The following is a 15529-nucleotide window of genomic DNA, read 5'->3' as shown; positions in this document are numbered from 1 at the left end:
CTGCGTCCGCGCCGTTCGCTACGGGCTGAAGACCAGCACCAGGAACACCACGAACATCGACAGGTGCACCGCGCCTTCGAGCATCGTGGTGCGCCATCCCGAGAAGGTCAGCGTGCTCAGCACCAGCGTGGATGCCAGCAGCACCATGCTGGCCGATGGCAGGCCTAGCACCACCGGCTTGCCGGTGAACAGGCCGATGGCGAGCACCGCCGGCACGGTAAGGCCGACGGTCGAAGCCGCACCACCCAGGCACAGGTTGATCGCGCGCGTCAGCTGGTCGCGGCGAATGGCGATCAAGGCCGAAATACCCTCCGGCGTGAACACCAGCATGGCGATGATGATGCCGCCCAGCGACTGGGGCGCGCCGGTCGCCGCGATGCCGTAGTCGAGCACCTTGGCCAGGCTCTTGGACAGGATCACGATCGGCAGGATGTTGACCAGCAACAACAGCAGGTGGAACAGCATCTCGCCCTTGCGCGGACGGCGCGGCGGCGGCGGTAGATCTTCCGGCACGTTCTCGTCGGTATCCGAACGCGGCGCCACGAAATAGCCCTTGTGGCGCCCTGTCTGCAACCACAGAAACAAGCCGTACAAACCAATGGTAAGGATGGAGAAACTCACCGCCTGCACGGGAGTGAGCGAACCATCCGATGTCGACGTGGTGAAGTTCGGCAGCACCAGTGCGATGGTGGCGAGCGGGATGATCACGGCAAGAAATGCCGAGGCACCGTGCAGGTTGTACGCCTGCTCATGGTGGCGGATGCCGCCGACCAGCAGGCCCAACCCCACCACGCCGTTCAACACGATCATCAGCACGGCGAACATGGTGTCGCGCGCCAGCGTGGCGGTATCGCCCGCACCGAGCATCACGGCGGAGATCAACACCACCTCGATCAGCACGATGGACAAGGTGAGCACCAGTGTGCCGACGGGTTCACCCAGCAGACCGGCCAGCTCCTCGGCCTCGTGCACGACGCCGAAGGAGCCCCAGACGATCACGAAGAACAGCCAGGCGAACAGTGAAAGCCCGATGTCGTGGCGGCTCAGGTGCTGCATCCAGTCCGAACCGAAAACCAGGAACAGGGCAACCGTCGCCCACGCTATCGCTGGCCGTATCAGCATCTTCAGGTTGAACATCGGCTGCCCTTCGGGGCGCGGTGAGTCGAGGGTCATGGCTGCTCCGGCTCAGGGTGACTCTGTCATCAACGTGCCACCCCACTCAGCGGGGTCGGCATCGGCGATGGATTGGGAGAACTTCCAGCGGTGGCCGCCGATGTCCTCGAGAGAATACTGGCGTTCACCGTAAGGGTAATCGGTTGGTGGTTGGAGCACACGTGCGCCGGCTGCGCGGGCTCGCGCGTGGTGTTGGTCGACATCGGCAACGTGCACCATGACCGCGTGTGCGTGGTCGACGGTTTGTCCATGGTTTGGGAGTTCGGTGACGACGATGGAGCAGCCTTCATAGGTCAATTGCACGCGGTGATCGGCAATGCGCAAGCGCTCGCGGAAGCCGAGTGCGCGGCATAGCCAGGCGGCGGCTTCGAGGACGTCGGGGTAGGCGAGCTCGGGGATGATGATGCCGGGAGGCATGGAGCGGTTGGTGATCATGGGGTGTTGTCGGTGCGCCATGGAGAATGGCGGTGACGATGCGCCATGGGGTGTGCTTGGTGGGTGATTCCGGTTGCGGCGGAGCCTCGCTCTGGTCTTCGGGGAGCGGGTGTTCGAGGAGTGGGTTGGATGGAAAGGGGCGGGTTCTCGCCTCGGTCTGCTTATGGCCCGTCATCCCGGCGCAGGCCGGGATCCAGTTTCGGTAGTGGTCGGCTTTCGCCTCGTGCGTTTCCGCGGCCTGGCTCGCCTGCCGCGGGCTTCCGACCTCCTGCCGGAGGCCGGGTCACTTTTCTTTGCTTGCCCAAAGAAAAGTAACCCAAAGAAAGGGCCCCCCGGATGACGCGCCTTCCGGGCGTTGCCCTCCAGGTTCGCGTGCGGGTTCCGGGCTTTTCGACGGGGCATCCTGCCCCGACGAAAAGTGCCAGGGATCCATCCCTGGCACCCCTACGGGGCCTGATCTCCACCCGCCCGCCGCGTCATACGGGGACCCGGGAGATCAAGAGCCAAAGCCAAAGCCAAGGCCAAAGCCAAAGCCAAAGCCAAAGCAAGAACCCCGGCCGCCTGCGGGGCATTCCAAGGTGGCGGAACCCTTGTGGGAGCGCACCCTGTGCGCGACAGTGGCGCCTCGTAGTCACCGCTCCGTTAGGTTGTCGCGCACAGGGTGCGCTCCCACAGACAAACGGGGGACCGCGTGGGTCCCATCAGAGCTGAAGCGAAGCGAGGGGCTGCTTTAAGTCCTCATCGCCATGGCGCGTTGCGAAGCGCTTGGTAGTACCTGCTGTGCAGAGGCGGAGGTAGCCAAGCGGCGACTTGCCTCAAGCGATCGGGCTTATCCCCACGACATGCTGCCAGCTCTGGCTCTTGAGGCCATTTTCTTTGGGTTACTTTTCTTTTGGGCCAGCAAAAGAAAAGTGACTCGGCCTTCGGCAGAAGGTCGAAACGCCCGCTGCGCAAGCGGCCCGGCCGCGGGAACACGGCAACCGAAGGTCAAAGGCAAAGTCACTGGATCCCAGCCTTCGCTGGGATGACGGTTCTTTTGAAAGCCTGAGGCTGGATTGCAAAAAACTTCCCGCGGGCATTCGGCGATGCAAGGCAGGCATCGGTAGACGCACGTCACATCTCCCAGGCTCCCAGAACCCTCCGGGTAAGCACCAAAACGCGCGCACGTGCGCTCAGCGCAAATTCCTCAGCGCTGGAGGCTTGCGTAACAACGCCCCCAGCGAAACAACCCCATCACCCCGGCCGCCGCGCCCCCAACTGCACCAACACTTCCTGCGCCGCCCGAATGCGCTCCGTCGCCCCCGGCAACTCCAGATTCACCTTGAGCTTGTCCTGCCCATCCAGCTTGTACACGCGCGGCTGCCCCTGGATCAGCCGGATGATCGCCATCGGATCCACCTCCGGCTTGTCGCGGAAGGTGATGCGTCCACCGTTGGCGCCAAAATCCAGCTTGCGGATGCCCAGTGGCGTAGCCATGAGCTTGAGCTGGGCAATGGCGAACAATTGCTTGGCGGGATCGGGCAGCAGGCCGAAACGGTCGATCATTTCCACCTGCAGGTCGCGCAGATGGTCCTCGTTGCGTGCACTGGCGATGCGCTTGTACAGCGTCAGGCGGGTATGGACATCCGGCAGGTAATCGTCGGGGATCAGCGCGGGCAGGTGCAGTTCGACTTCCGTCTCGTGCTCGCTGCTGAGGTCGAAGTCGGGCAGCTTGCCGGATTTCAGCGCGCGTACCGCACGCTCCAGCAGTTCGGTGTAGAGGCCGAAGCCGATTTCCTGGATCTGGCCGGACTGCTCGTCGCCCAGCAGTTCGCCAGCACCGCGGATTTCCAGGTCATGCGTGGCCAGCGTAAAACCCGCGCCGAGCTCTTCCAGCGAAGCGATGGCTTCGAGGCGTTTCTCCGCATCGGCCGTCATCGCCTTGCGGTCGGGCACGACGAGGTACGCATAGGCGCGGTGATGCGAACGCCCCACGCGGCCGCGCAACTGATGCAGTTGCGCGAGGCCGAAGCGGTCAGCGCGGTTGATGATGATGGTATTGGCCGTCGGAATATCGATGCCGGTCTCGATGATGGTGGTACACACCAGCACGTTGAAGCGCTGGCGGTGGAAATCCGCCATCACGCGTTCCAGTTCGCGCTCGGCCATCTGGCCATGGGCGACGCCGATGCGCGCTTCCGGGATCAACTCTTCCAGTTCCCGCGCCGCGCGCTCGATGGTGTCCACTTCGTTGTGCAGGAAGTACACCTGGCCGCCACGCTGCAGCTCACGCTGGAAGGCCTCGCGGATCAGCGCCGGTTCCCATTGCGCGATGAAGGTGCGCACGGCCATGCGATGGGCGGGCGGGGTGGCGATCAGCGACAGGTCGCGCAAACCGCTCATCGCCATGTTGAGCGTGCGCGGAATCGGCGTGGCCGTCATGGTGAGCAGGTCCACTTCCGCACGCAGCTTCTTGAGCTGTTCTTTCTGGCGCACGCCAAAGCGCTGTTCTTCGTCGACGATGACCAGGCCGAGGTTCTTGAACTTGATATCCGGTGCGAGCAGCTTGTGCGTGCCCACGATCACGTCGACCTGGCCGTCGCCAAGGCGTTTCAGCGCCTCGTTCACTTCCTTGGACGACTTGAAGCGCGACAGCACGTCCACCTTCACCGGCCAGTCGGCGAAGCGGTCGGCGAAGTTGCGGTAGTGCTGTTGGGCGAGCAGGGTGGTGGGCACCAACACGGCGACCTGGCGGCCGGCGGTGGCGGCGGCGAACGCAGCGCGCAGCGCGACCTCGGTTTTGCCGAAGCCCACGTCGCCGCAGATCACGCGGTCCATCGCGCGCGGTGCGGCAAGGTCCTTCAGCACCGAATCGATAGCCTGTTCCTGGTCCGGTGTTTCCTCGAACGGGAAGCTGGCACCAAATTCCTCCACCATCTGGCGGTCGATCGGCATCGACTCGCCGCCGCGCGCTTCGCGCTGCGCATAGATGGCGAGCAGTTCGGCGGCCACGTCGCGCACCTTTTCCGCGGCCTTGCGGCGTGCGCGTTCCCAGGCGTCGCCGCCCAGTGAATGCAGCGGCGCCAGTTCGGGCGCGGTGCCGGTGTAGCGGCTGACCAGGCCCAGTTGCGCCACCGGCACGTAGAGCTTGTCGCCCTTGGCGTACTCGATGGTGAGGAACTCACCCTCCATGCCGCCCAGTTCCATCGACACCAGGCCCTGGTAACGACCCACGCCGTGGTCGACGTGGACGATGGGCGCGCCAATGGTCAGTTCGGTGAGATCGCGGATGATGCTTTCCGGATCACGCGCCGCGCCGCGGCGGCGCTTGCGCTCCGTCCGCACGCGCTCGCCGAACAGTTCGCGCTCGGTAAGCACTGTGACCGCCGGGTCGTTGAGTGCAAAACCCTGTTCCAGCCCGGCGATGGTGATGGCAAGGCGCAGCTTGTCCGCGCCTGCGAGGAAGGCTGGCCAGCCTTCCACCGTGTCGGGCTTCAAGCCAGCACTGGCGAGCTGCTCGATCAATGCCTCGCGGCGCCCGGCCGAATCGGCGGCGATCAGTACGCGCCCCGGGTAACTCGACAGGAAATGACGCAGCGACGTGCCCGGCTCTTCGCCCTTGCGGTTGAGCGGAAGCTCCGGCGCCGGCTGCGTGCCGCTGGGCAGCGCGTGCTCGTGGCTGCTTTCCACCAGCTCGACGCGCAGGCGTTTGTTGAGCTGCTCGCGCAACAGTTCAGGTTGCAGGTACAGCTCGGCGGGCGGCAACACCGGACGTTCGATGTCATGCGCGCGCTGGTCATAACGCTCGCCGGTCTGCGTCCAGAACTGGTCGGCGGATTCCAGGGCGCCTTCGCCCAACAGGAAGACGGCGTTGTCGGCCAGGTAGTCGAACAGCGTGGCGGTCTGCTCGAAGAACATCGGCAGGTAATACTCGATGCCGCCCGGCGTCACGCCTTCCTTCATGTCTTGGTAAAGCGGGCAGCGGCGCACGTCGATGGGGAAGCGCTCGCGCAGGCGCGTGCGGAAATCCTTGGCGGCGTTCTCGGTGAGCGGGAACTCGCGCGCGGGCAACAGCTCGATGTGGTCCACCTGCTGCTGTGAGCGCTGCGTCTCCGGATCGAAGCTGCGGATGGATTCCACTTCGTCGTCGAACAGCTCGATGCGGTACGGTTCGGCCGCACCCATCGGGAAGATGTCGATCAGCGCGCCGCGCACGGCGAAATCGCCCGGCTCGCCCACCTGCGGCACGTTGCGGTAGCCGGCCGCTTCCAGTCGCCGTTGTTCGGCGGCAAGGTCGAGCTTCTGCTTCTTCCGCACCACCAGTCCCGCCCCGGTGATATGGCTGCGTGGGGCAATGCGCTGCATCAGCGTGGCGATGGGCACGACCAGCACGCCGCGTTGCACGTTGGGCAACTGGTACAGCGTGGCGATGCGCTGCGAGACGATGTCCGGGTGCGGACTGAACACGTCGTAGGGCAGCGTTTCCCAATCGGGGAAATGCAGCACCGGCAGGTTGCCCGCGAAGACGCGCAGTTCGTCTTCCAGTGCGTGTGCACGCTGCGTGTCGCGGGTAACGGCCACCAGCAGGCCGGAATGGCTGCGCGCGGCCTCGGCGACCAGCAGGGCGCGCGAGGAACCGCGCGGCGACGTCCAGAAACGGCGCTGCTTGGGGCTGGTGGGCAGGGAGGGGTGGGGAATCGACTTGGTCATGCGAACCCAACTAGCGAAGGCGAGGCCTCATGCCGCGCCGGAAAGCGGGCAAGTGTAACGCGACCGCCCCGGGCGGACCGGGGCGGTGTCATGGCTTTACATGTGGGAGCGCACCTTGTGCGCGACAACCCCGCTGGACTGAGACGGCATCGCCGCTTGCAGTCGCGCACAGGGTGCGCTCCCACAGGGGCGGCGGCGGGTCAGAGCTGCAGCGAGATCTGCGTGGTGCCGGGTTCTTCCGGCGACAGGCGGCGCACGAAGCCCAGATCCTTGCACAGGTGCAGCATGGGGCGGTTCTCCAGCAGCACGTAGCCCCAGATCTCGCTCAGGCCGCGGCGGCGGCAGTCGTCGACCAGGCGCTGCATCAGCAAGGCGCCCAGACCCTGGCGGGCCCAGTCGTGTTCCACCAGCACGGAGAACTCGGCGCTGTTGGCAGCCTCATCGACGAAGATCCGGCCCACGCCGCGCATCTCGGCCGGCTTGACGGTTTCGTCCATCAGCACGAAGGCGGTTTCCCGCGCGGGGTCGATGTTGACCAGTCGCTGCGCCATCGAATCGGGCAATTCGCCCATGCAATGCAGGAAGCGGCGACGGATGTCCTCCGGCGACAGGCGGGTGAACTGGCGCTTGAGCGCGGCCAGGTCGCCCGGTTCGATGCCACGCAGGTACAGCGCGCGACCGTCGTGGGTATGCACCAGCTCGCCCTGCGGCGCCTTGGACACTTCCACCAGGCGAGGGCGGGCGAAGCGCTCGGTGCTGCGCGCGGGAACGAGCGCGTGGCGGCTGTTGGAGTAATCGATGGCGGGAGTCATGTCCATACTTTAACGTATTGTGTGCACCGCAACATGAACGAAATGCTTTATGCCGTAAGGAATTTTGCGGCGCTATGTCGCACCGCATGGCCGCTTGATCCAGGGCCTGGGGAAGGCTGGGGCATTCCCGGGGCAGAATGCGCCAATCCGGCCGGATGGGCGTTGAAGGAGGGTGAAATCCATGGCTGCTGCGACAAAAGGTATGACTCCCCGGCAGGCCGAACTGCTTTGCGCCGGCTGGCCGGGCGTCACCATGGATGTCAAATGGGGACACGAGCTGGTCTTCAGCGTGGGCGGAAAGATGTTCCTGGTCATGCCGATGGAAGGCGGCCGGCTCGCCTTCAAGGTGCCGGATGAGCGCTTCCTGGAACTGAGCGACCAGCCGGGTATCATCGCCGCCCCCTATCTCGCCCGTGCCCGCTGGGTCTCGGTGGTGGAGCCGCAACGCTTCGCCACGCGGGAGCTGCACGAGCACATCCACACGGCCTATGGGCTGGTTCGCGCCAGGCTCACCAAGAAACTGCAACGGGAGCTTGGTGAATGGCCGCTCCCTGAGGAAAAGCGCAAGTGAAGCAATACATCGGCAGCATCGCCCTCGTCGTGGCCGATTACGACGACGCCATTGCCTGGTACACCCGCGTGCTCGGATTCACCCTGGTCGAGGACACCGACATGGGCGGCGGCAAGCGTTGGGTCGTCGTGGCGCCGCCGGGTTCGGGCGAAACGCGCGTGCTGCTGGCCAAGGCCACCACCCCGGAGCAGTCCGCGCGCATCGGTGACCAGACCGGCGGCCGCGTCTTCCTGCTGCTGCACACCGACGACTTCTGGCGCGACTACCGCCGCATGGAGGCCGCGGGCGCGACGTTCTGCGAAGCGCCGCGCGAAGAGGCTTACGGCACGGTGGTGGTGTTCCAGGATCTGTATGGCAACAAGTGGGATTTGTTGCAGGTGAAGGGCTAGCGACACGCATCATCTGTGGGAGCGCACCCTGTGCGCGACAGGCCGCTTGCAGATCACGGCTCCGTTGGGTCGTCGCGCACAGGGTGCGCTCCCACAGGGGAAACGCGGTTCGCTCAGTCGGTGATATCCGGCTCGAAGAAACTCCAGCGGATATCCGGGAACTGCGCCTTCATCGCCCGTTCGACGCTGTTGATCGCCTGCACCAGCGCGGTCTGGTCGGGCGCCGGCGACATGCGCGCCTTCACCGCCACCATCACGTCCGGGCCCATCTGCAGGGTGATGACGTTGAGCACCACGTCCACCTCGGGGCGGGCGTTGATGAAGGCAATCAGCTCCTCGCGGCGCCTGGGCTCCACGCCCTGGCCGATCAGCAGGTCCTTCACCTCGCTGGCCACGGCGATGGCCACGACCACCAGCAGCACGCCGATGACGATGGTGCCGGCGGCATCGTAGAGCAGGTTGCCGGTGATCATGGTCGCCAGTACGGCAACCAGCGCCACGGCGAGGCCGATCAATGCGGCGAGGTCTTCGCCGAAGATCACCAGCAACTCGCTGGAGCGCGTTTCATGGAACCAGCGCCACAGGCTGCGGCCTTCCCGCGCCTTGTTCACTTCCTTCAGGCAGCCGTGCATGGAAATGGATTCGGCCACCACGCCGAAGCCAAGCACGCCGATCGCCAGCCAGGGCCATTTCAGCGGTTCGGGGTGGCTGAGCTTGTGGATGCCTTCATAAATGGAAAACATCCCGCCCACGCTGAAAAGCAGCATGGCGACGAGGAACGACCAGAAATACAGCGCCCGGCCCCAGCCCAGTGGGTGGTCATCGGTGGGCGGGCGCTCGGCCTGCCGCATGCCGAACAGCAGCAAGCCCTGGTTGCCGCAATCGGCCAGCGAATGCACCGCCTCGGCGAGCATGGCGCCGGAACCGGTGATGAGCGCGGCGACGAGCTTGCTCAGGAAAATGGCGACATTGGCGCCGAGGGCCAGCAGGATGGCCCTCAGTGAATTGGCGTGACCGGACATCGTGCCATCCTTTGGACGAATGACGCAGTTTAGCCGGCCATGTGGCCTTAGCGTATGACGCCGCCCACACCGATGCCGAAGCTCACGTTCGACTTGCCGGCGTTCATCTCGTCGGCCGTCCAGCGATGCGATTGGGCCACGCTGACGAGGGGAAAGACGTAGTCGGCCTCGCCCACCTTGCCGTTGCGCGCGCCGGAGAGATGGCCCGTCAGCGTGATCAGCGAGCCGGTGGGGTAGTCGAACGATTCCACGTAGCCCGGCATCACGGCGATGAAGCGGCCCCAGCCGCCGTTGTTGGCCAGCTTGGGACGCTGCGAGCTATCGAGCGGATAGCCGACGATCTCCACTTCGCTATGGTCGGCCAGGTTGCGCACCTCGACCACCTGGCCACCCCAGATCACATCGGCGTCGGCAAACCGGTCCGGCGATTGCGCCACGATGTTCGGCGCCGTAGCCACGGTGCTGGGCGAGGGCTTGTAGATCGGCGCGGGCGCGCAGGCGGCCAGGGCCAGCAGGCCGGTGGCGACGGCGCTGCGCAGGAGCGTGTGGGTGATGTGCTGGTTCATGGCCGGTATCCCCGAGTGTCGGTTCGAGCTTAACGGGCTCGCCCGCCAGAAGGTATACAGCGGGTGGATGCCGGCCGGAGCATTCAGCTGGCGCTTTCTTCCACCAGCCAGTCGAGCCGCCATTTCGCCGGGTGTTCCTGCGACAGCAGGGGCGCCATCGCACGCAGCGAATCCCGCAGGGCGTCATCCAGCTTCCATGGCGCATTGAGGATCACCATGCCCGACCCGTTGAGGCGCAGCGGCGAGTCGTCCGGATGCACCAGCAGTTCGGCGCGCAACACACGGCGCGCGCCGCAACGCTGCAGCCAGCGGTGGAACGGCTGGACCTGGCTGCGCAGCTTGATCGGATACCACACGGCATAGACGCCCGTGGGCCAGCGCTCCAGGGCGACTTTCAGCGCCTGCTCGATCACACGGTACTCGGATTCCTGCGCTTCGTAGGGCGGATCGATCAGTACCAGCCCGCGCTTCTCCTTCGGCGGCAGCAGCGCCTTCAATGCTTCGTAGCCGTTGCGCTGGTGCACGTGCACGCGATGGTCGTGGTGAAACAGTTCCTTCAGGCGCGCGGCTTCTTCCGGATGCAGTTCGCACAGCTGCGCACTGTCGGTCTCGCGCATGGCGTTCGCCACCTGCAACGGCGAGCCGGGATAAAGCTTCAGGCCGTGCTCGTTGCCTGGCAGGCGCAGGATGGCGTCCAGCCAGCGCCGCAGCAGCGGGGGCAGGGCATGTGCCTTGTGGTTGTCCTGGTGCAGGTCGGGGAACAGCAGGCGGGCGATGCCGTCCTTGTATTCGCCGGTCTTGCCCGCCTCGGTGCTGTCCAGGGCATAGCAGCCGCTGCCGGCATGCGTGTCGATGAAGGCGAACGGCGTGGGCTTGGCCTGCAGCGCCTCGATCAACGCGAGCAGCACGGCGTGCTTGAGGACATCGGCAAAGTTGCCGGCGTGGTAGGCGTGGCGATAGTTCATGGCAGGGAGGCGCGCCGGATGGTGGGTCATTATAGGCGAGCGGCGAGGCGTGAATCCCCACACGGTGGGAGCGCACCCTGTGCGCGACCGTGGCGCCATGCCGATACCGCTCCGTCAGGCTGTCGCGCACAGGGTGCGCTCCCACCGTGAGGGGATCGAGGCCCGAAGCCGCTTGGAGCCTGCTCCAGAGTTGAGGCACCGCCACCGCGCCACTATGCTCCGGCCCATGCCCCGTCACCTGTTTCGCCATCTGCGCCGTTGCCGCACCTTGCTGGTGCTGGCCCTGTGCGCGTGGATGGCGCTGTCCAGCGTGGCGTGGGCCATGCCGCGGCATGACGCTTGCTGTCCTCCGACGGCTTCCATGGGCATGTTGGCGACGCAGCACGCCGTGCCGGACCATGACGCGTCCCATGCGTCGACGTTGGCCCCGGACAGTTGCTGCACCCACGCACCTGCCAGCGTGCCGGCATCGATGGTGCCGCATGTGCTGCACGTGCAGGCCGATGGCTCCCATTCGCAGGCGCGTCGCCAAGCCGCGCCGCAACCTGTTTACGATCCACCGCTGCGGCCACCGGTCGCCTGATTCTCCGTTGATGGCAACAGGCCGGCGCGCGCCGGTCGATTCGATGCGCCTGCGCTGCGGGCGCGCATAGCGGAGTCAGGACAATGAACAAGCAGGAACCGCGCGGCTTTCAGCTGCCGCGTCGGCGTTTCGTACAGGGATTGGTGCTTGGCGGTGTCGCCGCCGGGCTGGGCTTGTGGCGCGGCAACGCGCTGGCGCAGGTTGCGGCGCCGCGCGCTGAACTGCGTGGCAATCATTTCGAGCTGGAGATTGGCGAACTGCCGGTCGACTTCACCGGGCGCAAGCGCGTCGCCACCGTGGTGAATGGCCAGCTTCCGGCGCCGTTGTTGCGCTGGCGGCAGGGCGAGACGGTGACGCTGCGCGTGCGCAACCGGCTCAACGTGGCCAGCTCCATCCACTGGCACGGCATTGTGCTGCCGGCGGACATGGACGGCGTGCCCGGCCTGAGCTTCGACGGCATTCCGGCGGGGGGCGAGTACACCTACCGGTTCACTGTGAACCAGTCGGGCACCTACTGGTACCACAGTCACTCGCGCTTCCAGGAGCAGACCGGCCTATACGGTCCGATCATTGTCGAGCCGCGCGACGGCGAGCGTTATCCGGCGGATCGCGACTACGTGGTGATGCTCAACGACTGGACGGACCTTGATCCGGAAACCATCTATGCCAACCTGAAGAAGCAGGGTGGCTACTACAACTACGGTAAGCGCACCGTCGGCGATTTCATGCACGACGCGGAACGCGAGGGCATGGCCAAGGCCCTGGCCGACCGGCGCATGTGGAACCAGATGCGCATGGATCCCACCGACCTGGCCGACGTGTCTTCCGTGGCCTACACCCATCTGGTGAATGGGCATACCCCCGCAGGGAACTGGACGGGTCTGTTCAGCGCAGGCGAGAAAGTCCGCCTGCGCTTCATCAATGGCTCGTCGATGACATTCTTCGACGTGCGCATTCCCGGCCTCAAGATGACCGTGGTCGCCGCCGACGGCCAGGCGGTCGAACCGGTGAGCGTGGACGAATTCCGCATCGGTACGGCCGAGACTTACGACGTGATCGTGCAGCCTTCGGCGGATCGCGCGTGGACCATCTTCGCGCAGAGCATGGATCGCACCGGCTACGCGCGCGCCACGCTGGCGCCACGCGCCGGCATGGTGGCGGAGGTGCCTCCGCTGGATCGCCGGCCCCTGCTCAGCATGGGCGACACGATGGGCCAGATGGACCACGCAAGCATGGGGCACGACATGTCCGGCATGGACATGATGGCGATGCCCGGCATGGCGATGTCGCACGCCAGCATGCCGACTGAGCCGTTGAAGACGGGGCCCGAAGTGGACATGCGCGTGCCCACACCACGCACCAACCTGGACGACCCTGGCGCTGGCCTGCGCGACAACGGCCGTCGCGTGCTCACGTATGCCGACCTGCATGCCGTGGATGCGCCGATCTCGCCGAACGTGGATCGCGAACTGACCTTGCGCCTCACCGGCAACATGGAGCGCTACCTGTGGTCGTTCGACGGCAAGCGCTACTCGGGCGCCGAGCCGCTGCGCCTGCGCCACGGCGAACACGTGCGCATCGTGCTGGTGAACGACACGATGATGACGCACCCCATCCATCTGCATGGCATGTGGAGCGAACTCGAAGCGCCGGATGGCAGCTTCCAGGCGCGCAAGCACACGGTGATGGTGCAGCCCGCGCAGCGCATCGCTTATCGCGTCAGCGCGGATGCGTTGGGCCGCTGGGCCTATCACTGCCATCTGCTTTACCACATGGAGGCGGGCATGTTCCGCGAGGTGGTAGTGGCATGAGGACGATGCTTTCGTTAGGGATCGCCGCGTGCCTGGGCGTGCTGCCCATGGTGGCTGCTGCGCAGAGCATGGATATGCACGACATGCCGGCGTCCCATGACAGTCACGCACCAACGCTCGACAACACCCAGGCCGCAGCGTCAAAAGACGATGCGCAGCCCGCGTCCATGGAACACGCCGGCCACGACATCGCGGGCATGCACGATATGCCCGGGCACGATATGTCGGGCACGGGACAGAAGGCCTTGCCGCCGAACGACCACGTGCCGCCGCCACCGCCGCAATCCGTGCCGCACGGCATGACGCCGGCGCAGATGAACGCCGTGATGCAGATGGACGACAACGCGCCGGTCGGCATGTTCCTGCTCGATCGCTTCGAACGCAGCCGCAGTACCTCTGGTGACTATGCGACAAGCTGGGAGGCCGAAGGCTGGTACGGCAACGCGATCAACCGGCTTTGGCTGAAGACCGAAGGCGAGCACGACCGCAGCGGCACGCAGGATGCGCGCGTCGAAGCGTTGTGGGGCCATGCCTTTGCGAGCTTCTGGGACTGGCAGCTGGGTGTGCGGCACGACTTTGGTCGGGGGCCGGATCGCCAGTGGCTTGCGGCTGGCGTGGAAGGCCTGGCGCCGTACTGGTTCGAAACGCAGGCGACGTTTTATGTCGGTGAGGAAGGCCGCACCGCCTTGCGGCTGGAAACCAGTTACGACATGCGCTTTACGCAGCGCCTGATCCTGACGCCTCAGGTCGAGCTGAACTTCTACGGCAAGGACGATCCGCAGCGCGGCATCTCCTCCGGCTTGTCCAACGTGGAGGCCGGGCTTCGACTGCGTTACGAGATCAGCCGCAAGTTCGCGCCTTATGTCGGTGTGAACTGGACGCGGCGCTTCGGCAGTTTCAACAACGAGCCCGGGGTGCCTGAAGCGCACGCGCGGGAAACCACCTGGGTGGCTGGCGTGCGGATCTGGCTGTGACGGGGAATGCGATGAAAAAGATCATGGCAATGGTGTTGCTTGTGCTTGTGCTGGTTGCTGCCGCAGTGGCCGCCTTCGTAGTGTCCGGTAGCTACGATATCGGCGCGGACCGGCCCCATGGGGCGCTGACGGAACGTGTGATCGGTACGCTGCGTGACCGCGCCATCGAACGCCATGCCGATGGCATCACGGTACCTGACCTGGGTGATCCGCAACGCATCCGGCGCGGTGCGGAGCACTACGCCGAGATGTGCACGTCCTGCCATCTCGCGCCTGGCTTGCAGCAAACGGAGCTGCGCAAGGGTCTCTATCCGCAGCCGCCGGACCTGTCGAAGCACGGCGTGCATGATCCGGCCGAAGCGTTCTGGGTCATCAAGCATGGCGTGAAACTCACGGCCATGCCGGCCTGGGGGCGCAGCCATGACGATGCGGCCATCTGGGACATGGTGGCCTTTGTCCGGCAATTGCCGAACCTGGACCAGGCGCAGTTCGAAGCGATGGCGGGGAGGGCGGCGGACGATGGCCATGGTGGGCATGAGCATGTGCATCATGACGAGGACGCCCAGGATGGGCCAGATCATCAGGACCATGAGGGCGAGTATGATCATGAGCACATGCACTAAGAACGTGCCCCTGATCTTGCCCGAGCATTCTGTTTCCCCTCTCCGTCATTCCCGCGAAAGCGGGAATCCAGTGACTTTGGGCTTTTTAACCGAGGCGGGAAAGACTTGAACGTGATGTGAAAAAGTCACTGGATTCCCGCCTACGCGGGAATGACGGTGAGAAAACTTTGGAGTATTGAGGCGATCGTGAGTAGTGAGCCGGCTCCAAGAAACGCACAAAGATTCGCGCAGCCAAAATGGCGGATGGCGTAAAGCCATCCGCCACGTACCATCAGTAAGCCACCGTGATGCGCTGCTTGCGCGCATCGTTCTTTTCAACGCGGTCAAGCAGGGCGGCGGCATAGTCCGGCACGCTGATGTGGCTCTTGCCATGGGCGTCCACCAGCAGCTGGTCGCCGCCGACGCGATACTTGCCGGTGCGCGGGCCGTCCTCGAGCAGCGCGGCCGGACTGATAAACGTCCATTCAACGTCACCCTTGTACTGGCGGAACACGTCCAGTGCCTTGGACTGTCCCAACGCTTCCCCCTTCCATGCCTCGGGGAACTTCGGGTCGTCGACCACGCGCACGCCCGGCGCGGTTTCCAGCGAGCCGGCGCCGCCTACCCACACCAGGCGCTTCACGCCTGCCTTGGGCAGGTTGTCCAGCACGGTGCTGGCGATCGTCGGAAACGCATCGTTGGAGCCGTCGCGACGGGCCGAGATGCTCACCACCACGGCATCGGCGCCGCGGACCGCATCCAGCCAGGTCGCTGGCGTGGCGATGTCGCCGGTCACCACCGTCACGCGCGGGTCGGGGTGGGCCAGGCGCGCCGGGTCGCGCACGATGGCGGTGACGTCGTCACCGCGTGACAGGGCTTCGTCGAGGATGGCGTGGCCGACATGGCCAGTCGCGCCGAACAGGGCGATCTTCATGGA

General features: G+C 65.4%; 14 protein-coding genes. 6 read left to right on the top strand and 8 right to left on the bottom strand.

Annotation, left to right across the window (positions count from 1 at the left end):
* Positions 1–18: 18 nt before the first annotated feature.
* From HY57_RS16125 to HY57_RS16110, 4 genes are all read right to left on the bottom strand, one after another.
* Complete coding sequence (locus tag HY57_RS16125) at positions 19–1173, bottom strand: calcium:proton antiporter (RefSeq protein WP_019464516.1); 1155 nt, start codon at positions 1171–1173, stop codon at positions 19–21.
* Positions 1174–1185: 12 nt separating this feature from the next.
* Complete coding sequence (locus HY57_RS16120) at positions 1186–1608, bottom strand: VOC family protein (RefSeq protein WP_019464517.1); 423 nt, start codon at positions 1606–1608, stop codon at positions 1186–1188.
* A 1233-nt stretch (positions 1609–2841) separates the two neighbouring features.
* A complete protein-coding gene (gene mfd / locus HY57_RS16115; RefSeq protein WP_019465456.1) occupies positions 2842–6297 on the bottom strand; it encodes a transcription-repair coupling factor in 3456 nt (1151 codons plus the stop codon).
* A gap of 200 nt (positions 6298–6497) precedes the next feature.
* Positions 6498–7109: a GNAT family N-acetyltransferase gene (locus HY57_RS16110; RefSeq protein WP_026033955.1), complete on the bottom strand. Its 612-nt coding sequence runs from the start codon at positions 7107–7109 to the stop codon at positions 6498–6500.
* Positions 7110–7290: 181 nt separating this feature from the next.
* Here HY57_RS16110 and HY57_RS16105 point away from each other — a divergent pair, with 181 nt between their 5' ends.
* Together HY57_RS16105 and HY57_RS16100 are read left to right on the top strand one after the other, a co-directional pair.
* Positions 7291–7680 carry an MmcQ/YjbR family DNA-binding protein gene (locus HY57_RS16105; RefSeq protein WP_038579956.1) on the top strand — a complete coding sequence of 130 codons (390 nt, stop codon included), beginning with the start codon at positions 7291–7293 and terminating at the stop codon, positions 7678–7680.
* On the top strand, positions 7677–8069 hold the full coding sequence (locus HY57_RS16100; protein ID WP_019465453.1) for a VOC family protein: 393 nt from the start codon (positions 7677–7679) through the stop codon (positions 8067–8069). The genes HY57_RS16105 and HY57_RS16100 overlap by 4 nt, the downstream gene beginning before the upstream one ends.
* Positions 8070–8182: 113 nt before the next feature.
* Here HY57_RS16100 and HY57_RS16095 read toward each other — a convergent pair whose 3' ends face one another.
* The 3 genes from HY57_RS16095 to HY57_RS16085 all read right to left on the bottom strand — a co-directional run bounded on the left by HY57_RS16095 (position 8183) and on the right by HY57_RS16085 (position 10622).
* Entirely contained in the window at positions 8183–9091 is a 909-nt protein-coding gene (locus HY57_RS16095) for a cation diffusion facilitator family transporter (protein WP_019465452.1), read from the bottom strand.
* A 47-nt stretch (positions 9092–9138) separates the two neighbouring features.
* On the bottom strand, positions 9139–9657 hold the full coding sequence (locus HY57_RS16090; protein WP_019465451.1) for a Slp family lipoprotein: 519 nt from the start codon (positions 9655–9657) through the stop codon (positions 9139–9141).
* 83 nt (positions 9658–9740) lie between these two features.
* Positions 9741–10622 (bottom strand): 23S rRNA (adenine(2030)-N(6))-methyltransferase RlmJ, encoded by an 882-nt coding sequence (locus HY57_RS16085; protein ID WP_026033954.1) that lies wholly within the window; start codon positions 10620–10622, stop codon positions 9741–9743.
* 226 nt (positions 10623–10848) lie between these two features.
* Between HY57_RS16085 and HY57_RS16080 the strand changes: the two genes are divergently transcribed.
* From HY57_RS16080 to HY57_RS16065, 4 genes are all read left to right on the top strand, one after another.
* Positions 10849–11205 (top strand): hypothetical protein, encoded by a 357-nt coding sequence (locus HY57_RS16080; protein WP_019465449.1) that lies wholly within the window; start codon positions 10849–10851, stop codon positions 11203–11205.
* An 83-nt stretch (positions 11206–11288) separates the two neighbouring features.
* Positions 11289–13016: a copper resistance system multicopper oxidase gene (locus HY57_RS16075; protein WP_019465448.1), complete on the top strand. Its 1728-nt coding sequence runs from the start codon at positions 11289–11291 to the stop codon at positions 13014–13016.
* Positions 13013–13990, top strand: coding sequence for a copper resistance protein B (locus HY57_RS16070; protein WP_026033953.1), 978 nt, complete (start codon positions 13013–13015; stop codon positions 13988–13990). Before HY57_RS16075 ends, HY57_RS16070 begins: the two co-directional genes overlap by 4 nt.
* A gap of 23 nt (positions 13991–14013) precedes the next feature.
* Positions 14014–14613, top strand: coding sequence for a c-type cytochrome (locus HY57_RS16065; protein ID WP_157786189.1), 600 nt, complete (start codon positions 14014–14016; stop codon positions 14611–14613).
* Positions 14614–14884: 271 nt separating this feature from the next.
* On the opposite strand, the gene HY57_RS16060 is transcribed toward HY57_RS16065, so the two are convergent.
* Positions 14885–15526, bottom strand: coding sequence for an NAD(P)-dependent oxidoreductase (locus HY57_RS16060; RefSeq protein ID WP_019465445.1), 642 nt, complete (start codon positions 15524–15526; stop codon positions 14885–14887).
* Positions 15527–15529: the final 3 nt, after the last annotated feature.

The organism is Dyella japonica A8 (assembly GCF_000725385.1).
GTDB classification, from domain to species: domain Bacteria; phylum Pseudomonadota; class Gammaproteobacteria; order Xanthomonadales; family Rhodanobacteraceae; genus Dyella; species Dyella japonica_C.
The sequence above is the reverse complement of the archived record's forward strand: the minus strand, read 5'-3'. Positions and strand labels throughout refer to the sequence as shown.